Here is a 21,667-nt window from a genome sequence, read left to right as displayed (position 1 = left end):
TTGGTCTAGTAAACACTGCCTTATCATCGTCCACATCGATCTCAACCACATCGGAAACGAGTCCGCTTCCCAGCTTGCTTGCCAGTTTTGGCGTCAGGTCTTTCCCGATGGAAGTATGCCCCATCACGATGCCGTCCGGAGATTCATCGTTAATGACTGCAAGTGCTGCCTGGCCGTAACCCTCGGAAGTATACGTTGTTAAGTTGTCGTGAGCAACGGTAACCACCCTGTCTGCACCATGTTTGATCATTTCCTCTCCCTGTGCTTCCAGGTCGCCTGCCCCCAGTACGACACCTACAATTTCATCTGCATTTATCTTTTTCGCTGCTGCGATGGCTTCAAATGACACATTACGCAATTCGCCATCTCTTGATTCGCCTATAACCAATACTTTATTACTCACGTCTCCTTGCTCCTTTCTGTCAGCAAAATGAATCCAAATTATTTATCTATTTAGCTGTAATCGATTGCATAATCTTATAGTTTCCTAGTTTTTATACCTATTCCGGCAACCGTAGTTTCCGATCGATAACCGGTACCATAGAAACATACTGTGCAATCTAAGCGGGCGTTGTCCCTTTACAGCACTTTTTCGTCATTTTTAAGTATGGAAACCAGTTCCTGCACCTGCTCGGACGCATCACCTTCAAGCACTCTGCCCGCTTCTTTTTCAGGAGGCAGGAATATATCGATCGTTTTTGTTTTTGCTGCTACATCATCTTCATCCAGATCGAGATCATCGATTTCCAGCTCTTCCAGCGGTTTCTTCTTCGCTTTCATAATGCCCGGGAGAGACGGATAGCGCGGTTCATTCAGACCTTGCTGGCAGGTTACGAGCAGCGGCAGGCTTGTCTCCACAATTTCCACGTCACCCTCCACGTCTTTTTCTATCGTTACATTTTCACCTTCGATTTTCAAATCCGTAATAGTCGTGACATACGGGATTCCCAGGTATTCAGCGAGTCTCGGACCAACCTGGCCGCTTGCCTCATCAATCGCCACATTTCCGCCAAGAATGAGATCCGCTTCTTTGTCCTCAAAATAGGCTTCGAGAATTTTTGCCGTTGTAAAAGCATCTCCTTCTTCCAGGTCATCTTCAGTATTAATGAGAACCGCTTTATCCGCTCCCATAGCCAGGGCAGTGCGCAGCTGTTTTTCGGAATCCTCATCACCCACTGTGACAACGGTCACCTCGCCGCCATGGGCATCCCGCTGATTGATGGCTTCTTCCACGGCATACTCGTCATACGGGTTAATAATGAATTCTGCACCATCATCTTCTATCTCGCCATTGGATACATTTATTTTTTCCTCTGTATCAAAGGTTTTTTTCAATAATACATAAATATTCATGACATATCCTCCTATAAAACTACTGATCTTTGAAGTTAGGTTTGCGTTTTTCAATAAAGGCTTGTACGCCTTCTTTTGCATCCATGGAACCGAAAATCTCTGCAAATTCCCTTGCTTCTGACTGTACGCCTGCTTTAAACCGTTCCGTTTTTGCATACGGAATCAAGCGCATGACGCTGTTAATTGTAAGCTTGCTTTTAGCTGCAATTTTTTCTGCCAGATTCATAGCTTTTTCAAACACATCATTTTCTGCTGTAACATGGTTTGCCAAACCAAACTCATAGGCTTCCCTGCCGCTGATTGGTTCACCGGTCAGTATCATTTCATACGCTTTTTGTCTGCCAACATAATTTGGCAGTCTCTGTGTACCTGCAAATCCTGGAATAATTCCCAGATTTAATTCGGGCAGTCCCAGTTTAGCATTCTCTGTTACAATCCTTATATGACAGGCCATGGCCAGCTCAAGTCCACCGCCTAAGGCAGCACCATGAATCGCAGCAATGATCGGAACCGAAAAATGCTCCATGCGATCAAATAGCTGTTGACCTCTTTCTGCCAATGACTGGTAATCGGAAGCATTTTGCAGTGAAGTGAATTCTTTAATATCCGCTCCTGCAGAGAAAAAATTTCCATTTCCCTTAATAACCACTGCTTTTATATGCTCTTCTTTCTCTATATGGTCAAGCTGCTCTGCCAGGTCATGTAACAGAGTGGAGGAAAGTGCGTTTGCAGGCGGGCTTGTAATCGTTAAATAGGCAACGTTGTTATCAGTCTCATAAGCAATTGCACCCAAATTTTCATCTCCTATCGTAAATTATTATAGTAAACACTTTCATACAATTTCTATCATACAGAAAATCCTTTTGTTAATAAAGCATGAACCTCGGATGTCTGTTTGACAATATCATACTTGTGTCCCTGCATTACCCAGTTTGTTACAGTTTCATCCAGTGTGCCAAATATCATTTGCCTTACCAGCGGCAAGTTTAAGTTATTCTTATATAATCCCTGCTTTATTCCATCCCGGATTATTGAATCAATCACGGTTAAATACGGTTTCAGGACAGCATTTATTTTTGTCCTTAATTCCGGATTTGACTGCCTTAATTCCAGCTGGGTCAGAATTGCCAGATTATGATCATCAGACAGCTGTTTAAAATGCATATGGATTAATGTAAGCAGCTTTTCATTTGCATCTTTTTTCTCTGTAATGCTCTGGGAAATTTCCTGAATGAACTGGCCCATCTTTTCTTCAAAAACGGATACGAGAATATCTTCTTTATTTTTGAAATATAGATAGATCGTACCGTCGGCAACACCCGCCTGCTTTGCTATTTTGGATATTTGCGAGTTATGGTAACCGTTTTGGGCAATTACCACAACTGCTGCGTCGATAATTTGTTTATATTTCGGTTTATACTTTTTCATAATTTCTCCTTACATTACCCATGAACTGAATGAAGCATCATTCAGTTATCATTCTACTCGGACAGCATACTTATGTCAATAAAAAGCCTGTACCATTATATTTTAGAAAAACTCGCATTCGTTTATCCTTTTGTGAATGCGGCAATTTTTCTAACACTTAAAACTTAAAAGGATTTTAGTTTCCCCCAAAAGCATTAGAATAAGTAGCTCATTTCCCCGCCAAAACAATTCTCAATTTTATCGTGTAAAGAAAGCAGACATTATTATACCGGTTCTGTTGCCGATTTTTCTTTCTCTTCATCAACCAGCTGTCTTCTTAAAATTTTACCTACTGCTGTTTTTGGCAGTTCGCTCCTAAACTCATATAACCTTGGCACTTTAAATGCTGCGAGATTTTTTCTGCAGTATTCGTTTAATTCATCCTCACTTAAATCGTATCCTTCTTTCAATACAACGTATGCTTTCACGGTTTCCCCCCGGTAAGGATCAGGGATACCTGCAACTACAGCTTCTGCAATGCCCTCATGTTCATACAATACTTCTTCTACTTCCCTAGGATATATATTAAAACCGCCGGCAATAATCATATCCTTTTTCCTGTCAACAACATAAAAATACCCTTCTTCGTCCATGTAGCCCAGATCTCCGGTAAAAAACCAACCTTCCTTTAACACATTAGCGGTTTCTTCCTCATTGTTCCAATATCCTTTCATAATTTGAGGCCCTTTAACTGCAATTTCCCCCACTTCTCCAATCGGTGCTTCTTCACCAGTTTCCATATTATAGATTTTTGCGTCTGTATCCGGCCACGGGACACCAATGCTTCCATTTACTTTTTCCCCGCCCCATACAAAATTGGCATGTGTCACTGGAGAAGTCTCTGTTAAGCCATAACCTTCCACAAGTTTTCCGCCTGTCTTATATTCAAACTGCTGCTGTACCTCCACAGGCAATGGTGCAGAACCGCTTATACAGGCTCTAATGGAGGACAGGTCATATTTGTCCACATCCGGATGATTTATAATTCCAATATAAATTGTCGGTGCACCAGGAAACAGGGTTGGTTTCTGTTTGTGAATCGTTTTAAGTACTTCCTGGGCATCAAATTTTGGTACAAGTACCATTTTGGCACCATTCATAATGGACAAGTTCATTACTGTTGTCATTCCATATACGTGGAAAAATGGCAGCACACCTAAAACAACATCCTGGGAATCACTTTTTTCAAATAGCCATGCATCAGCCATTTGGACATTTGACACCAGGTTATAATGTGTAAGCATTACCCCTTTCGGATGGCCGGTAGTCCCCCCGGTATACTGAAGCAGTGCCAAATCCTCCTTCGCATCAACATCAGCCGGCGTATATCCATCAGATGTGTTATCAATTATTTTTTGCCAGACGTGGGTATCTTCTGATTCTTCAACTTTTACAACCATATTATATTGCTTTCTTTGAATAAATGGGTAGATCAGGTTTTTTGGAAAAGGCAAATAGTCCTTGATACCGGTTACAATTGTATGCCTGATATCTGTATTCTCTCTAACATTGGACACACGAGGCAATAATATATCAAGACATATGATAAAAGCTGCCCCCGAATCCTTCATCTGATATTCCAGTTCACGTTCCGTGTACAAAGGATTTGTCTGTACGACAACCCCTCCGGCCATTAAAGTTGCATAATAACTGATGACAGCCTGTGGACAATTCGGCAGCATCACGGCTACCCTGTCCCCTTTCTTCAAACCATGTGCCTGCATAAAATTGGCCATTCTTTTTGCCTGGGTAAAAAGTTCTGCAAAGGTCATATCCTTCCCCATAAAATGAAGCGCTTTCTTTTCCGGGTAGTGATCAGCACTTTCCTTTAAAAAAACATGCAGCGGCTTTTCCTCATAGGCAATGCTCGTAGCAATCTCTTCCGGATAGTGCTTAAGCCATAACCTTTCTTCTCCCATATTTTCTCCTCCTTTTTTACTAGGTTATATTCATTATAACGATAAATTGCTATTTTTTGAAATTTTAACTTTCTCTTTTGTAAATTTTTTATCCTATTATAGTAAAAATATGCTTACAGAAAATAAATAATCCCTACAACCACGAAAACAGCAGCGACTGCAAACAAAATTTTTGCCAAACGGTCCAAAACCATTTTCTTGTTCTCCTTTTCTATATATTTGCCCCGATGACAAAGGACAGGCCAATTGATATTACCATCGATATAAATCCTACAGCAGTGTTTCCCTTGCCGATTTCTTTATCCACGTTCAGCTTCGGGGTCAGAAATTCAAATATGAAATAGCCAAAAAGCAGCAGCAGAAAGCCGAAAGCTCCCCATCCAATATTTTGGATAAGTGTGTCATTTTGTTCAATCGAAAAGCGGAAAATGTTTGCTATCCCAAATATTTTCCCCCCAGTTGCCATAGCAACTGCAATATTGCCCTTTTTTATTTCTTCCCAGTTTTTATAGGTGGTGACGAGTTCAAAAATAGCCAGAAAGACAAGCGTACATAAAATAACAACACTATATCCTGCTGCAGTCTTTACTATGATATTCTCCCAAAAACCATCCATTATAAATTTCTCCTTCTTCAGAGAGCAGACTCCTTTGGCATTTACGCGTTCATTGCCCAAGTGGTTTGTCTGCCCCCTTTTTACCGGAGTTCCAGAATAGTTACTCCGCTTCCGCCTTCTCCCATGGATCCTGTTCTGCTTGAGGCAATACGCGGGTGATTTTTCACAAATTGCTGCACCCCTTTTTTCAATGCACCGGTGCCTTTGCCGTGAATAATGGAAACTTTGGCATAGCCGGCCAAAAGAGCATCATCCAAATACTTCTCCAGCCTGATCAAAGCTTCTTCATATCTTTCTCCACGCAAATCAAGTTCGGGGCGTACATGGTAATTTGATCCTTTCACAGTAGCAAGCGGTTTTTCCTTCACCTGTTTTTGCCCGCTGAGCAACTGAAGATCCTTGCGTTTCACTTTTACCTTCATAATGCCCACTTGCACTAAGTATTCGGTTTCGGAAACTTTCTCAAGTACTGTTCCTTTTTGATTTATCGTTAACAGCTTAATATCGTCTCCCGGTTGGAGCTCTTTCTTTTCAGCAGTGCTTGGTTCTTCCTTGTTCTTATCCTTATTCGAGAGATTCGGCTGCGCCTCCGACAGCATTTTTTTTGCAGCAATCCATTCATGCTCTTTTAATGCAGAATCTGTTTTCATCTGGCGGATTTCCGCTACAATTTCTTCCGCTTCTTCCCTTGCCTTTATCAATGCTTTTTCTGCTTTTTCTTCCGCTTTTTTATAAATATTTTCCTTTTTAGAATCTAATTCCTTCCATGCTTTATCTATTTCATGACGGAGTATTTCACTTTGCTCCAATATCCGGTGTGCTTCTTCATATTCCTTTTCTGCATCGATTTGTGCCTTTTCGAGGGAAGATATCATATTTTCCACACTTGTTGAATCCACGCCTATATGACTTTTGGCCCGGTTAATTACTTTATCTGACAACCCCAATCGTTTGGATATTTCAAAAGCATTGCTTCGTCCCGGTACACCAATTAATAAACGATATGTAGGCTGTAAGGTTTCAACGTTAAATTCTACTGAAGCATTAACCACTTTATCCCGATTATAGCCGTAAGCCTTCAGCTCCGGATAATGGGTTGTTGCAATCACACGGGCATCTTTTTCCATGACTTCATCCAAAATGGACATCGCCAGCGCAGCACCCTCTTGAGGGTCGGTTCCGGCACCAAGCTCATCAAATAATACAAGTGTACGGTGATCCACTTCCTTAAGTATAGATACAATGTTAGTCATATGGGAAGAAAAAGTACTTAAGTTCTGTTCAATTGATTGTTCATCTCCAATATCTGCAAAAACATGCTCAAACACAGCAAGTTCGCAACCATCCAGTGCCGGTATTTGCAAGCCCGACTGGGCCATGAGCGTACAAAGCCCCACCATTTTTAAAGTTACCGTTTTTCCGCCAGTATTTGGACCGGTAATGACAATAGAAGTGTAATCCTTCCCAATTTCAATATCATTGGGAACCACTTCATCCTCCGGGATCAACGGGTGTCTGGCTTGTTTCATCATAATGAACCCCTGGTCATTCATTTTTGGCATGGCTGCCTTCATTTCCCTTGCAAGTTTTGCTCTTGCGAACATAAAATCGATCTGCGCAAGTACACCAATATTCTCCATCAAAAAAGCTTCCTCAAGCGCAATATGTTCACTCAACTCCCGGAGGATGCGTTCGATTTCCTGCTTTTCTTTTAAAGTAGCTTCCTGCAGCTGATTGTTTAAATCCACTACTGCTCTAGGTTCCATGAACAGCGTTTGACCGGAAGCGGATTGGTCATGAACAATTCCGCCGATGGAAGTCCTGTATTCCTGTTTTACCGGAAGCACATAGCGATCATTACGGATGGTTATGATAGAATCTGAAAGCATATTGCTCTTTGTTTTGGTTACATTGTCCAGCTTTTCTCTTACCCGGCTTTCAAAAGTGCGGATGGAAGAACGGATGCCTCTCAGTTTTCCTGAAGCGCTGTCCATGACATGGCCATGGTCGTCTATACAGCTTTTAATCTGCTGTTCCAAATCACGGAGCGGGGTAATGCGTTCGACCAGTTCCTCCAAAATAGGGAACGGCTCCTCCAGTTTTTCAATAAAACTTTTTACCTGCCGGCCGCCATAAATGGTGTTTGCAACATCCAGACATTCATTCGTTGTCAGCACACCGCCAATCACGCTTCGTTTCAGACTTGTGCGTATATCACTAATCCCGCCAAGTGGGACAGCCTGATTCAGCCGAATGACCTGTACTGCTTCATCGGTTTCCTTTTGCAGGTGAATAACCGTCTTCAGTGAAACGGATGGTCTTATCTGTTTGACTAAATCCTTGCCAAGTGAAGTTTCCGCCTGGTTATTCAGTTGTTCTACGATTTTATGAAATTCAAGTGCAGTGAGGATCCGATCGTTCATTCATACTAACTCCTTTTGATCACGGATCATTATTTATTACGCTGGAAGTATTCCGACAATCTTTCTTTTGACCAGGTATTCATTACAGTATCTTTTTCAATCCAGCCTTTCCTGGCCGAACCGACACCATATTTCATGTGATCCAGCATTTGATAGTTATGTGCATCTGTATTTATCGCCAGTGCAATACCTTTTTCCTGTGCCTTGCGTGCCCACTCAGAAGCTAAGTCCAGCCTGTTGGGGTTGGCGTTAATTTCGAGCGCCGTGTTTGTTTCCTTTGCCTTATCAAGCAGCACATCCATATCCACCTTATATCCGTCCCGGCGCCCTATCAATCTTCCCGTCGGATGGGCGATCAGGGAAACGTACGGATTTTCCAGTGCCCTGTTTAACCTGTCCATAATGATATTTTCCGGCTGGCTGAAGCTGGAGTGAATTGCACCGATAACGAAATCCATCTCTTTTAAAAAGTCATCAGAAAAATCCAGGCTGCCATCAGGCAAAATATCCATCTCCACACCGGCAAAAATATGGATATCATCATAAGCCTCGTTTAACTTTGCAATCTCTTCCCGCTGATTCCTCAGCCGCTTTTCATCGAGTCCGTGAGCTACACGCAAATACTTTGAATGATCGGTAATAGCGATATATTCGTAGCCCTTTTCCCTGGCTGCGTTTACCATTTCCCTCAGCGATTGGGCTCCATCACTCCAAGTCGTATGCATGTGCAGGTCGCCTTTCATATCCGATAGACCTATCAGAGACTTTTTATTCTTAAAAGCATCCAATTCTCCGGAATCTTCCCTTACTTCAGGAGGTATATAATGCAGTCCGAAATGTTTAAAAAATGCCGTTTCATCCTGAAATGTGATCAGTTCATCCGTCTCTTCTATCTCTATGCCATATTCATTTATTTTTTCACCTTGTGACTTAGCCAGCTCCCGTAAAGCCACATTATGTTCCTTCGAGCCGGTAAAATGATGAAGTGTAGTAGCGAATTCTTCCTGATTTACGAGACGGAAATCCACATTGATGTCATATATCTCCTCGAGGATTACGGAAACCTTTGTTTCTCCACTTGCAATCACTTCTTTTATATTCTCCATCTCAAGCAGTGCATCCTTAACGGCTTCATGCTGATCTGTTGCAATAATAAAATCAATGTCCTTGATCGTTTCCCGCATTCTTCTTAAACTGCCTGCCAGGGAAAAATTGCGAACTTCCGGTATATCCTGTATAAAGCTTTCTATTTTCTCGGCAATTGGCAGCATGATTGCAATAGGCAGTCTTTCCGGACGCTTTCCGGCTGATTCAATTGCTTTTAAAATATTTTTGGACGTTTTCACACCAAAACCTTCCAGTTTTTGCACCTGCCCGTTTTCACATGCTGTTTTTAAGGTTTCCTGGTCTGTAACCCCAAGTTCCTGATAAAGCTTGGCTATCTTTTTTCCTCCAAGTCCCGGCAAGTCCAATAATGGAATTAATCCGGCAGGTACTTCTTTTTGCAGTTCTTTTAATGTTTCAGACGTACCAGTTTCCACATATTCATGAATGACTGTACTAGTTCCCTTGCCAATGCCTTTTATTTTCGTAAAATCCTCTATATCGGCTAAAGACCGTTCATCCTGTTCCAATCCATTCGCAGCTTTTCTGTATGCTGATATTTTAAATGGATTTTCTCCCTTGATTTCCAAATAAACCGCAATTTCTTCCAGCAGTTTAATTACATCTTTTTTGTTTACCGCCATTTGTACCACCTTCTTTTCCGGCTTTGCTGTTGATTTCAAGAAATAAAATTATTTAATAAAAGCTGTTTTGTGAATCAAGCCTTGGGCATAAGACTCAGCCGCTGAACATATTTGTTATATGGGTAAACCAGAGTTCCTGAATTTTATCTGAGAAATATGGGGTGTTTTCCAGCATAAATAGTGCTATTCCAGAACCATTAATCCAGTTTTGTATCGTCTCCAGAGGGGTTAGTGCCAATATATATAAAATAATAAACAATATTAAATAAACCTCGATAAAACCGAGAACAGAACCAAGAACCTTGTTTACCGAATTTATCAATGGCAGGGAAGCAACAAAATCCAGCATGGAAGCAATAATTTGCAGAATAATTTTTACAGCAAAAAAGATAATGGCAAAAGCAATCGCGTTATAAAATGCTGCTTCCAGCGGCAAAGCCTGCAGGAAATCTGCCCATGCACTCTCATCCGATAACTCGGGATAGGGAATCCATAATGAAATTCTGGAGCCTAATTCATCATAATACATTACCGCTGCAATAAAAGCTGCAATAAAGCCTAATAAATGAAACAGCTGAAGAATAAATCCCCGTTTCAGCCCCATTAAAAAACCAAATAATAATAAGATAATTAATATAAAATTAAACATGCGCCGCTATTCCTCTTTCTTTAACGAACCGAGCAATGTTGCATAGTCCTCTTTTAGTTTCAAATAATCATTCATCGTATTTACAGCTGTCAGTACAGCTAATCTTGTCGTATCAAGATGTCTGTTAGATTGACGTATCTCACTCATCTTTTGGTCAACGAGATCTGCAACCAGACGAACATGCTCCTCTGATTCATCTCCGACAATCGTATATGATTTATTATGTATTTCTACCGTGATGCGTGATTTCTCTTCTTTCGCCACGAGCTTTTCCTCCCCATACGAGAAAATGGTTCATCTTATATTAACACGAAGTAATGCATTTAGGAAACTGTTGAGACTACAAGATAAGACTAGTTTCATCCGTCGGCTGCTCGTGATCTGCTCCATTATTTTCGCGGGGAGTCCAACCATTCTGGTGATGTCGCACGGATTATCCGGCACTTTTGTTTAATCATGCTGGCCCATTCATAATAACAAGACATAACGTGCCGTGATTAATCACAAACTGAAGAGCAGGATCAATCAGAAAATAGTGGATTATCTTAAAACAATGAAACCCGCACCATATTATCGTGGTGCGGGAATTGCTGGGTGCAAATTAAGACCGAACATGGGCATGGTATTTATTCTTTACTGTTTCGATTATTTCACTGAATGAAGCTTCTACTTCTTCATCTTTCAATGTTTTCTCCGGATGCTGATATAAAAGGCTGTAGGCGATTGATTTTTTGCCGGACTCTATATTGTTTCCTTCATACACATCAAAGACCTGCACCTGTGTTACAAGGGGGGATCCAACCTCTTCAATTGTCTCTTTTACATTCCCTGCCAATACATCCTGATCCAAAATAAATGCTACATCCCTAATAATTGAAGGATACTTTGGTATTTGCCCATATTCAGGGTCACGGTCAACAATTTTTAAGACGGTATCCAGGTTTACATCGAAAAGATAAGTGTCTTTCAGATCCATATCCTTTTGCAATAATGGATGCAGCTGTCCGATAAAACCAATTGTCCGGTTATGGACCTTCAGTGCTGCAGATCTGCCCGGATGCATATCATCCAGTTTTACCTGTTTAAATTCAATTTGTATACCAAGGTGATCGAATAACCCCTCCATTAACCCTTTAACAACATAAAAATCCACTTCTTTACTTTCCTGCTGCCAAGGATGTGCCAGCCATTCTCCGCTGAGTACACCTGAAAGCCGCAAGCGCTCTTCCGGCTGATGCGTTAATGTTTCCTCTTCCGATACAAAAATACTGCCCAGTTCATAATAAGCCACATCATTTTGATTTCTTGCCTGGTTATAGGAAACGATTGATAACAGTTCAGGCAATAAACTTAGCCTCAAGTACTTATGATCCTCGCTCATTGGCTTTGCCAACTGGACGGGAGTTATATTTTCTTCATTCACTTCCGGACTGATCAAGCGTTTTATTTTTTTCTCATCTGTCAATGAATAGGTAATTGTTTCCATTAGTCCTGCACCTTGTAAATAACTTTTCACTTTCCGCTTCAGCAATTGAAATTCTGTCAATGTACCGGCTTGCGGAGTTCCATCAGGTAATGTAAATGGCAAATGATCATAGCCATAAATACGGGCTACTTCTTCAAGCATATCTTCAAAAATAGTTATATCCTGCCTTCTTGTAGGTGCATAAACAGTAAAATAATCCCCGTCCCGGTCAAAATGAAACCGCAGTTTATTTAAAATTTGAACGATATCTTCTGCAGAAATTTCGGTCCCCAGCCGCCTATTAATTTGAGATGTATTCATTTTAACTGTCTTTTCCGATTTATCCAGTTCATCAAACTCGGCCGCACCTGCGTATACTTTGCCATTAGCATATTTTTGAAATAATTGGCAAGCCCGGAGACCCGCTTCTTTCACACGGGCAGGATCAATTCCTTTTTCAAACCTTGTGCTGGACTCACTTCTAAGTCCTGTTTGTTTGACGGTCCTTCTTACTGCTGCAGGAGAAAATAATGCCGCTTCCAGAAGCACAGCAGTTGTTCCATCATGTACCTCTGTCTCAAATCCGCCCATGACACCGGCTAAAGCGACCGACTCCTTGCCATTTGTAATAACAAGGTTTTCTTCTGTCAGCACCCTTTCCTGCTCATCCAGTGTAACGATTTTTTCACCATCGCGTGCACGGCGTACAACAATTTTATCGGAGTGAAGCCGGTCATAATCAAATGCATGGAGCGGCTGGCCATATTCAAGGAGTACATAGTTGGTAATATCCACTACATTGTTAATCGGGCGAATCCCTGCTGCCATTAAATAATTGCTCATCCATAACGGGGAAGGCTTTATTTCCAGATCTTTAATAAGAAAAGCGGCATAATACGGAGTTAAATCCGGAGCCTCTACTTCCACTTTAACATGATCATTTGCATCTTCATCCAATGTGTTAACTTCTGCCTCAGGTAATTGTATTGGCTTGTCGAGAATCGCCGCTACTTCATAGGCAACTCCGATCATGGATAACGCATCTGCACGGTTAGGTGTTAAGTCAAACTCTAAAACTGCATCATCTAAATTCAAAAGCGGTTCTACGTTTTCGCCTACCTTGACGTCATCGGGAAATACATAAATCCCATCCTCCATACCCTTTGGTATGTATTTATCATCTGTACCCAACTCCTGCAGGGAACAAATCATGCCATTGGACTCAACGCCGCGCAGTTTTACTTTTTTTATCCTGAAATTTCCGGGTAGTACGGCTCCCGGCCTGGCTACTGCTACTTTCTGTCCTTTGGCAACATTGGGCGCACCGCAAATAATTTGCAGCTTTTCATCTCCGACATCTACCTGACAAAGACTTAATTTATCTGCATTTGGATGTTTTTCACAGGACTCCACATATCCAGTTACCACACCTTTGGTTTCCTGGGCAATATATTCAATCCCATCCACTTCGATCCCGGACTTTGTAATTTTTTCAGCTAACTCCTCTGTGCTGATACCGCTGATATCCACATAATTTTTCAGCCAGTTCAGTGAAACTAACATGATTCCTTTTCCTCCTCACGATTTTACGCTTGATGAAACTGTTTTAAAAACCGGATGTCATTTGTATAAAAATGACGAATATCTTCCACACCATATTTCAGCATAGCGATCCGATCCGGTCCCATTCCGAAAGCAAATCCGGTATATACATCAGGATCATATCCTGCCATGGATAACACATTCGGATGAACCATTCCGCCGCCTAAAATTTCAATCCAGCCGGTTTCTTTACAGACTGAGCAACCTTCACCCCTGCAAACTTTACAGGAAATATCCATTTCAACAGACGGTTCCGTGAAAGGAAAATAGCTTGGACGCAAGCGAATCTCACGGTCTTCCCCAAAAGTTTTTTTTGCAAATGTATTCAGTGTCCCTTTCAGGTCACTCATCCGGACATTCTTATCCACATATAATCCTTCGATTTGTGTGAACTGATGGGAATGAGTCGCATCATCTGTATCCCTTCTGTATACTTTTCCGGGACATATCATTTTCACGGGTTTTATTCCTTGATATTCCTGCATTGTTCTTGCCTGCACCGGAGAAGTATGTGTGCGCATTAACAATTCATTTGTAATATAAAATGTATCCTGCATATCCCTGGCAGGATGTCCTTTAGGCAGATTTAATGCCTCAAAATTAAAGTAATCGGTTTCTACCTCGGGCCCTTCTCTTACTTCATAACCCATACCGATAAAAAGGTCTTCAATCTCCTCAATAATTTGGGTGAGTAAATGCGGACCACCAACCTTAACCGGCCTTCCCGGCAGTGTAATATCGATCGCTTCATTTTGCAGCTGTTGTTCCATTTCCAGTTTTTCCAGGCTGGTCGTTTTTTCTTCTAAAGCTGCTGTGATTCCTTCTCTTACCTGGTTTGCCAATTCCCCAATAACCGGTCTTTCTTCCTTGCTGAGTTTGCCCATTCCACGCAACACTTGTGTTAGAGATCCTTTCTTGCCAAGAAAAGCAACTTTAATGGCTTGCAGTTCTTTCATGTCTTCCGCATTACTTATTTCTTCCAATGCATCCTTTTGAATTGTTTTCAGCTGTTCCTTCATGTTTCCATGCCTCCTTAATTTTGGACTGGGATGAGTTCGAAAATACAAAAAGCCCCGCTCCCAAAAAAGGGACGAGGCTATTATTTCGCGGTACCACCCTAATTGACACATACATACTTATACTGTGTCCAGCTTTCATTTGGATAACGGAATGTTTATTCCGGGTCACCTTTACTTGATATAACAAGGTCCAAGTGCCAGCTCCAGAGTGAAAGGACAACGCTACAACGGAAAGAAATGCTTTCAGTCCGGGGCATTTCCTCCCTTATTCCGTATATAAAACGCTATCCGCTCTTTCAAAGCGATCAATATATTACATATATTATAGATAACTTCTATTCAGCTTGCAACCATTTATTGTTTTAAATAGTACATAAGAATTCCTGCAGCTACACTCACGTTGAGGGATTCGGCTTTTCCGTATATCGGTATCCTGACAGTTTTATCCGCAGCTGCCAGCAGCGATTCCCTTACTCCTGCACCCTCATTCCCAACAATTAGTGCTGTCTTTTCAGGTACAGGAACAAAATTAAATTGTTCAGCTCCCTGAAGCGCTGTTGCCCATACCTGAAATTTTTTCTTCTTCAGTCTGATTATCTCGTCTTTTAGTTCTTGCTGGTAAACAGGTATATGAAATAAAGAACCCTGTGTCGCCCGAATTACCTTATCATTGTATATATCCACCGTATCTAATCCTGCAATAATACCCGCAAATCCGCAGGCATCAGCTGTGCGTATCATTGTACCCAGGTTCCCGGGGTCCTGAACAGCGTCGATTAACAAAATCTGGTTTCCTTCTATCTTCTGTACTTCTTTCATTGCCACTACCGCAGCAATTCCCTGCGGTGATTCCGTCCGGGATATTTGCCGAAAAACCTGTTCACTCACTTCCACGACCGGCAATCGATTACACCAATCAGGAAGCGCTACGGTATGTTGTATAATCACTTCTTTTATAATCCAGCAGCTGTTGAACGCTTCCTCTAATAAGTGGAATCCTTCAATAAGGAAGGTTTGATTTTCCATTCGTGTTTTTCGTTTGTGTAATTTTTTCCAGTTTTTCACCTTTTCATTTTTTAATGATGTAATCATTTGCTCCATCCTTCTTTAAGATTGTTCTATTATCATACATATTTCCGACTATACAGGTCAAACTATTGTCAACATAGCAGAAAAGGGTTTGTAATTCAGGTTTCATTCGCTTCATTGTACTTGTATGGGAAACTTTCTTTCCGGGAACCCCCATTTCTGTAAAAGCATAAAAGGAGTGAAAATAATGGATTTAAATTTACGTAAGGCTATTTTATCCAATATTGCTACCAATGACCAGGAACAACTGGAGGCCACGATCGTAGATGCGGTACAAGCAGGGGAAGAAAAAATGCTTCCCGGTCTAGGGGTGCTATTTGAACTAATATGGAAACAATCCAGTGAAGAGGATAGACAGGAAATGATTCAATCTTTGGAACAGGGTGTTAAACAAGCAGCGAGCGAGTAAAAAAACTCATTTTCCATAACCTGGGTTATGAAGGCAGAAAGCTGGGCTAAACAAATCATAACAGATTCAGCTCCAGACAGATTCAGCTCCAGGAATTGCTTCGCTTCACTGTTGGCAAATTCAGTATTCAGGAAACTTGACTCCAGTGGGGCGAGCTCCTTCACTATGGCAGCATGGCATTTTCTTGAGGAAATACAATAATTTTATAAAAGCCTTTATATACTCCGGATCAGAATAGTTGTTTATTAAATTATCCCAAGTATAAGAAAGTTATACCCGCGCCTTTCTCAAATTCATAAAAACCAACACCCTCTTCAGCTGCAAATTTTTCAGCAATAACAAAATAGGGCTTTTTACCTATTAACTAAACAAAATCATGTGAATTCATAGTATATCAGGTAATAACCCAGTCTAAAAGTATGATAGAATTTACTTAAATCACTATTTTATGTGTGTAACAGCTGCTTACAGAATTTGACTACCTAATTCTTAAGTGATATAAAATATGAGGATACTTTATTAATATGGAATTTTGCACAGCAAATACATATAATTGTAAAGTGGGGAATACTGAGAGAGGGGAAATAATATGGAAGAAGCAAAAAAAAGTACACCTAAAGGACTAATTGCAATTATTATTGCGGCAGTTGTTGTGATTGGCGGGGGTGCAGCAGCACTCATGCTGGTAAACGTTGGGGAGAAGGAAAAATATTTCCTGGCCGAAAAAAATACGGTGGAATTTATGGTGGAGTCATTTGAGAACCGATATGAACCAGAGATGAACTGGCTGGAGCATACGGAAGAAAATGTTACCGAATCAACAGTGGAAGTATCAGCAGAATACAATGATCCGGCTAGTCAGCCTGGTACGATGGGAATGGATCCGTCACAGCTTATTAACAACTCCACCCTTACGATTAAAGGTGCAACTGACATGGAAAATCAGGAAATGACAGCGGAAATCCTGGCCAATATTGCCGGTATGGAGATTGACGGTATTGAATTTTACTTAACATCTGACCGTATTTTATTTGGGCTGCCATTTCTGGAAGAAGCAATGCAATTAATGGATGAAGACTTTGGTCCATTAATGCATGAATTTGATCCTGAAAACTTTACAGGAGAAGAAACATTAGGTCTGGAATCGATATTTGATGGCACTGGCGGATTCCTTTCCGAAGAAGACCTGGAGCATTTCAAAGTAGAATACTTTGAAATGGTTTATGACGAACTACCCGACAGTGCTTTTTCGAGTGAAGAAGAAGCTACCCAGATTTTGGGAGAATCCGTGGATACTGAGAAAATAACTTTACATCTTAAAGAGGATGAAATAAAAAATATCTTTAGTCAAATATTGGCCAAAATGCAAGAGGATGAGAGATTAAAAGAAATATTGCGCGATCATTTTAATTCCCAATTATTTGCTGCTGATCCAATGATGGAGCAGCAAATCGATATGATAATGGAGGAGTTTAATTCAGGGCTGGCAGATGCAGAAGCAGATGTAGAAGAATTGTATATACCGGACGGATTAACATCTACACTGTGGCTTGAGAATGATCTTGTGAAAAAAAGAGACTTTGAATTTGCCATAGGTACATCCGAGGATGATTTGGTTGGACTGCATGTGGCAGGAGAACAGTTGCTTGATACTGCAAGCCAATCACTCGATTATAATTTCAGTTTTTCCGACCCGATTGACGAAGGCACTATGAATCTCTCAGGAGAATTTACTTCTGAAGATGATCAAATTGAAGATACGGTCACATTAAATATCGCTGATACAGTTCTATTAAACTATAATGGTTCAGAAACGCTGGAAGAAGATACGCGTAACTTTGAACGCACATTTTCCATTGAGGATGAATTCGGACCCGGCGGAAGTATCATCTGGTCCGGCGCCTCAACTTATGATAATGACCAGATGAACTCAGAGCACAATGTATCCTTTGACAGTCCGGAAATTGATCAGGACATGTTTGCTCTTTTTCTTACGATAGATTCACAAACTATTGATAGCATTGAAATCCCTGCAGCTGATGATGCAAGAGATTTAGGCAGTATGAATGCAGGAGAGCTTACGAACTATTTTGAAATGGAAGTAGCTCCACAATTCCAGCAATGGCTATTTGGAATTATGGCAGGAAGCGGGGACTTTGGATTATAATTTATAGATAGGAAGTGGTCGAATGCAGTTCGTCCGAAAACTTCAGTTATTTATTTTAAATAATGTAAAGCAGCTCCGGAGGAAGTGGCTATCACTTCCTCTTCTTTTGCTTTTTCCCATGGTTATCGTTGGGTTAATTGTTGTAATTACCCTCACTTTTTTTATCCAGGATGATCAGGAAACATTACATATTGGACTTGTTGACCTGGATAAAACAACGGAAACCCAATTGGTTGTGCAGCTAATGGAGGAAGCGTCACAGCTTGGAGAATACATGCAAATACATAGTATGTCAGAGCAAGCTGCAGAATCAGCTATTCAGAATGATTCGATCACTTCCTATATTATGCTGCCGGAAGAATTTACGAATAATTTATACCAGGGAAATTCTGTGGAAATGCCAATCATCGGGAATCCAAACCAGCCAATCCAAAGCTATATTATAAAAGAGTTAATCGATAGTGTCGCAAGGCATATCCGAACCTCTCAGGCAAACATACTGACGATCAATCATTATGCTGGAGAAATGGGCATGGACAGTGAAGCGAAAAGTGATCTTCTATTAGAACAGTTCCAGGAATTTGTATTTTATACCATTGGCAAAGACAAAATTTTGACCGAGAGAGAAATAGAAAATGCTGCCACTTCTCACCCTTTGCATTATTTCAGTATGTCAGGCTGGTTCATTATACTGACAATTTGGCTCATCGTCATTTACAGTTTTTTAATCAGAGAGGATACAGTAAAAATGAAGTGCCGGATGAAGCTTTATGGCGTAATGGAAATACAGCAAATTCTTGCCAGAATCTTTGTTACACTGTCGCTGAGCATTCTCTTTGCCGGCGTGCTGTTTTTATTGTTTCAAACATTATTGGAATGGGATCTGACAGCAGCCAATTACGGAAGAATAGCGCTTGTTTCCATATTGTACAGCCTTTCATTTCTTATCTCTTTATCTATTATAGAAGTACTTATTGCCTCACAGAAACTTCGAATGCTCTTTCAGGCATTATTTACCATTGTCGTTCTGCTCCTTAGTGGTGCTGTTTTGCCGGCAATATATTTTCCGCCTGCCATTCAAGGTCTGCTTGACTACATCTTTTCTGCAGAGGCATTTTACTGGCTGCAGGAGATCATTGTGCATCAGCGTTTTTATGCTGATTATATTCCTCTTTTGATAATGAGTTGTATAGGTTTTTTCATTTTACTCGGACTTTCCATTGGAAAGGAAGGACGTGAAAAATGATCTCCATATTAAAAATGCGGCTTTTACATTGGAAAAAACAAGTATTTTCTCTATTATTCTGGCTCCTTTTACCGATCATTGCTACCCTCTTCATCATCAATTTCACAAGTACTGTGCAGGAAGAAAGTGAAATTCCGGTTGGTGTGGTATTGGAAGAAGAGTCGCAACTTGCTAATGAATTGGTGGAGTCCATAAACGAAACAAATTTTATACGTGCAGAAGAAATGTCTGAAAAAGATGCACTGCATTCCCTGGAAACCCATGAGCTGGACAGCGTATTTATCATCAGGGAGGGTTATCAGGAACAAATAGTAAACGGCAGCAGAAATCGTTTGTTATTGAGCTATCAGTCTGATTTATCCTTCGCCTACACGCCGGTATCGGAAATGATTATTTCTTATGTTCAGCAGGATACCGGCAGGTCAAAGGCAGCTTATACGGTTATGGAATTGAGTGAAGGTTATCAGCAGAAAGATAATTGGACATGGGAAGAAGTAATAGCCAAAAGCAAGGAAATTGAAGAAGAAGAAAATTTATTGCAAAGTGTATTTTCCTTTTCAGGCGACGCTCCCGCTTCTGCCGATGAAAATGCGAGCCTGTTTGATCCATGGAGTCTTTGGATGATTTTCAGCATACTGGCTGCATTCCTGCTGTTTGACTGGTTAATAAAGGAAAGGAAAAACAATCTTTATCCGAGATTTATTTTCTTCCGTATTTCTTTTAAAATTTACTTAATACTGAATGCTTATATTTATACGCTATTATTTCTTGTATTTGATGTAGTTGCACTTTTCATGTTCCATATTTTTTTTGATGAAGAACTTAGCTGGCATTTCTTGTTTTCGCTGATTACTTATCGATTCATGCTGAATGCAGGGGTTTTTGCATTCACATTGCTTTTTAGAAATGTATCCCTGTTCTATACAGTATCCTTTGCACTCACATTGCTTAGTGCCATTATAAGCGGCGCTATATTGCCAGTAGAAGGATTAACGGACAGATTTTTCTGGATGGAATTGGTTAACCCGTTCAGTTCCTTTTTAAATGGGGAAATGAGCTTATTATGGTTTGTCATCTTTCTTATTTTCATTTTTATTTGGTTTTTCAGAAAGGAGAAGCAATATGCTTGAAGTGAATGCACTATCCAAAAAATATGGCAAAAAAACCATCCTGAATGAGATTAGCTTCCGTGTGGAAAAAGGCGAAATTATTGGTCTTGTTGGTGAAAACGGAGCAGGAAAATCCACATTGCTGAATATGATCGCCACACTGCAGCAGCCGACGGATGGGCATCTTGCCATAAATGGCCTTGATTATAAGAAACATTATAAATCATTGCGGAAGCTGATCGGCTATGTCCCGCAGGATATTGCTGTCTGGGAAGATTTTTCAGTAAAAGAAAATATGCTTTTTTTTGAAAAATTATCCTGGAAAAGAAAAACAAACGAAGAGTTGAGGAAGCTTTGCACGGATATGGAATTGGATAAGTGGGAAGTGCCGGTAAAAACTTTATCCGGCGGGATGAAGCGAAAATTAAATCTGGCAATCAGTCTTATTCATGACCCTGTTGTTTTATTGCTTGATGAACCAACTGTAGGGATTGACTTAAAGTCCAGAATGGAAATAGGGAACTACTTAAAGGATCAGGCTTTACAGAATGAAAAAATAATTGTTTACACCTCTCATGACATGGATGAAATCATCTCGCTTTGTGACCGGGTGCTTTGTATTGGTGAAGATCCATTTTATGACAATATCCTGAAGAAAGCCGGTAAAGAAATTGTCTCCTTTTAATAAAATACTATTGCTTCCGGGAGATTCTATTGTAAAATAGAATGTAGAGGAGAGGAACGATATGGAAATAAGAGATTTACAGCAATTCATTCAGCATCAGGCTACGTCTATTCTTTCAGGGAATGACAATAATTCGAATACCGGACGGTCTTCTATGATGGATTTAACTTTCCAGCAGCTATTACAGGACAAAATTAAACAGGCAAAAGCACTGCAAACACCGTCCACTCAAGAATATTTCATGTCTGCGATGAATATTCCGCATGCAGCGTACAAACCTGCAATTCAATCCGAGGGATATACAACTGATGTACGAGGGTCTTTTGATACATATATTCATGAAGCGGCCAGACAATATGACATCGATGAAAAGCTGATTCATGCTGTAATTAAAACAGAATCGAATTATAATTCACAAGCCAGAAGCCATGCCGGTGCCGAAGGGCTAATGCAGTTAATGCCGGCAACTGCCCGAGGGCTCGGGGTTACTAATTCCCTCGATCCGAAGCAAAACGTACATGGCGGGACTAAGTATTTAAAACAAATGCTGAATAGATATAACGGAAATCTGGAGCTTGCCCTTGCTGCATATAATGCAGGTCCCGGCAATGTTGACAAATATCAGGGAATCCCGCCTTTTCAAGAAACACAAAATTATGTAAAAAAAGTGATGGGCTCGTATTTGGCATAGTAATGAAATA

General features: G+C 40.7%; 18 protein-coding genes and 1 pseudogene. 6 read left to right on the top strand and 13 right to left on the bottom strand.

The features are described from left to right. The 13 genes and pseudogenes from GHD25_RS19970 to GHD25_RS11205 form a co-directional block, all read right to left on the bottom strand. Window positions 1-403, bottom strand: a pseudogene (locus GHD25_RS19970) (electron transfer flavoprotein subunit alpha/FixB family protein); the annotation flags it as partial. A 176-nt stretch (window positions 404-579) separates the two neighbouring features. Then, complete coding sequence (locus GHD25_RS11260) at window positions 580-1,353, bottom strand: electron transfer flavoprotein subunit beta/FixA family protein (protein ID WP_164216860.1); 774 nt, start codon at window positions 1,351-1,353, stop codon at window positions 580-582. Between the two features lie 19 nt (window positions 1,354-1,372). Next, the gene (locus tag GHD25_RS11255) at window positions 1,373-2,146 is read right to left on the bottom strand and encodes an enoyl-CoA hydratase (protein WP_164216858.1); all 774 of its coding nucleotides are present in this window, start codon (window positions 2,144-2,146) and stop codon (window positions 1,373-1,375) included. Window positions 2,147-2,199: 53 nt separating this feature from the next. Continuing rightward, entirely contained in the window at window positions 2,200-2,781 is a 582-nt protein-coding gene (locus GHD25_RS11250) for a TetR/AcrR family transcriptional regulator (RefSeq protein ID WP_164216856.1), read from the bottom strand. A 263-nt stretch (window positions 2,782-3,044) separates the two neighbouring features. Next, window positions 3,045-4,739, bottom strand: coding sequence for a long-chain-fatty-acid--CoA ligase (locus tag GHD25_RS11245; RefSeq protein WP_164216854.1), 1,695 nt, complete (start codon window positions 4,737-4,739; stop codon window positions 3,045-3,047). A 211-nt stretch (window positions 4,740-4,950) separates the two neighbouring features. Beyond that, complete coding sequence (locus GHD25_RS11240) at window positions 4,951-5,355, bottom strand: DUF350 domain-containing protein (RefSeq protein ID WP_164216852.1); 405 nt, start codon at window positions 5,353-5,355, stop codon at window positions 4,951-4,953. 80 nt (window positions 5,356-5,435) lie between these two features. After that, complete coding sequence (locus tag GHD25_RS11235; protein WP_164216850.1) at window positions 5,436-7,778, bottom strand: endonuclease MutS2; 2,343 nt, start codon at window positions 7,776-7,778, stop codon at window positions 5,436-5,438. Window positions 7,779-7,807: 29 nt separating this feature from the next. Beyond that, window positions 7,808-9,526 (bottom strand): DNA polymerase/3'-5' exonuclease PolX, encoded by a 1,719-nt coding sequence (polX, locus tag GHD25_RS11230; RefSeq protein ID WP_164216925.1) that lies wholly within the window; start codon window positions 9,524-9,526, stop codon window positions 7,808-7,810. A gap of 94 nt (window positions 9,527-9,620) precedes the next feature. Next, window positions 9,621-10,175: a CvpA family protein gene (locus GHD25_RS11225; protein WP_164216849.1), complete on the bottom strand. Its 555-nt coding sequence runs from the start codon at window positions 10,173-10,175 to the stop codon at window positions 9,621-9,623. 6 nt (window positions 10,176-10,181) lie between these two features. Then, window positions 10,182-10,439, bottom strand: a complete 258-nt coding sequence (zapA, locus tag GHD25_RS11220; RefSeq protein WP_164216847.1) for a cell division protein ZapA — start codon at window positions 10,437-10,439, stop codon at window positions 10,182-10,184. A gap of 337 nt (window positions 10,440-10,776) precedes the next feature. Next, a complete protein-coding gene (gene pheT, locus GHD25_RS11215; protein WP_164216845.1) occupies window positions 10,777-13,203 on the bottom strand; it encodes a phenylalanine--tRNA ligase subunit beta in 2,427 nt (808 codons plus the stop codon). Between the two features lie 23 nt (window positions 13,204-13,226). Beyond that, the gene (pheS, locus tag GHD25_RS11210) at window positions 13,227-14,261 is read right to left on the bottom strand and encodes a phenylalanine--tRNA ligase subunit alpha (protein WP_164216843.1); all 1,035 of its coding nucleotides are present in this window, start codon (window positions 14,259-14,261) and stop codon (window positions 13,227-13,229) included. Between the two features lie 354 nt (window positions 14,262-14,615). Continuing rightward, complete coding sequence (locus GHD25_RS11205) at window positions 14,616-15,353, bottom strand: TrmH family RNA methyltransferase (RefSeq protein ID WP_164216841.1); 738 nt, start codon at window positions 15,351-15,353, stop codon at window positions 14,616-14,618. 184 nt (window positions 15,354-15,537) lie between these two features. Here GHD25_RS11205 and sspI point away from each other — a divergent pair, with 184 nt between their 5' ends. The 6 genes from sspI to GHD25_RS11175 all read left to right on the top strand — a co-directional run bounded on the left by sspI (window position 15,538) and on the right by GHD25_RS11175 (window position 21,657). Beyond that, window positions 15,538-15,759 (top strand): small acid-soluble spore protein SspI, encoded by a 222-nt coding sequence (gene sspI / locus GHD25_RS11200; RefSeq protein WP_164216839.1) that lies wholly within the window; start codon window positions 15,538-15,540, stop codon window positions 15,757-15,759. A gap of 589 nt (window positions 15,760-16,348) precedes the next feature. Next, window positions 16,349-17,926, top strand: a complete 1,578-nt coding sequence (locus GHD25_RS11195) for a DUF6583 family protein (protein ID WP_164216837.1) — start codon at window positions 16,349-16,351, stop codon at window positions 17,924-17,926. A 22-nt stretch (window positions 17,927-17,948) separates the two neighbouring features. After that, window positions 17,949-19,172 carry an ABC transporter permease gene (locus GHD25_RS11190; protein ID WP_164216835.1) on the top strand — a complete coding sequence of 408 codons (1,224 nt, stop codon included), beginning with the start codon at window positions 17,949-17,951 and terminating at the stop codon, window positions 19,170-19,172. A 14-nt stretch (window positions 19,173-19,186) separates the two neighbouring features. After that, window positions 19,187-20,302, top strand: a complete 1,116-nt coding sequence (locus tag GHD25_RS11185) for an ABC transporter permease (protein ID WP_164216833.1) — start codon at window positions 19,187-19,189, stop codon at window positions 20,300-20,302. Then, window positions 20,295-20,966 carry an ABC transporter ATP-binding protein gene (locus GHD25_RS11180; RefSeq protein WP_164216831.1) on the top strand — a complete coding sequence of 224 codons (672 nt, stop codon included), beginning with the start codon at window positions 20,295-20,297 and terminating at the stop codon, window positions 20,964-20,966. The genes GHD25_RS11185 and GHD25_RS11180 overlap by 8 nt, the downstream gene beginning before the upstream one ends. A gap of 61 nt (window positions 20,967-21,027) precedes the next feature. After that, window positions 21,028-21,657, top strand: a complete 630-nt coding sequence (locus GHD25_RS11175) for a lytic transglycosylase domain-containing protein (protein ID WP_164216829.1) — start codon at window positions 21,028-21,030, stop codon at window positions 21,655-21,657. Window positions 21,658-21,667 lie beyond the last annotated feature (10 nt).

It is taken from the genome of Virgibacillus aidingensis (genome assembly GCF_010994035.1).
Lineage (GTDB): Bacteria > Bacillota > Bacilli > Bacillales > Amphibacillaceae > Virgibacillus_N.
The sequence above is the reverse complement of the archived record's forward strand: the minus strand, read 5'-3'. Positions and strand labels throughout refer to the sequence as shown.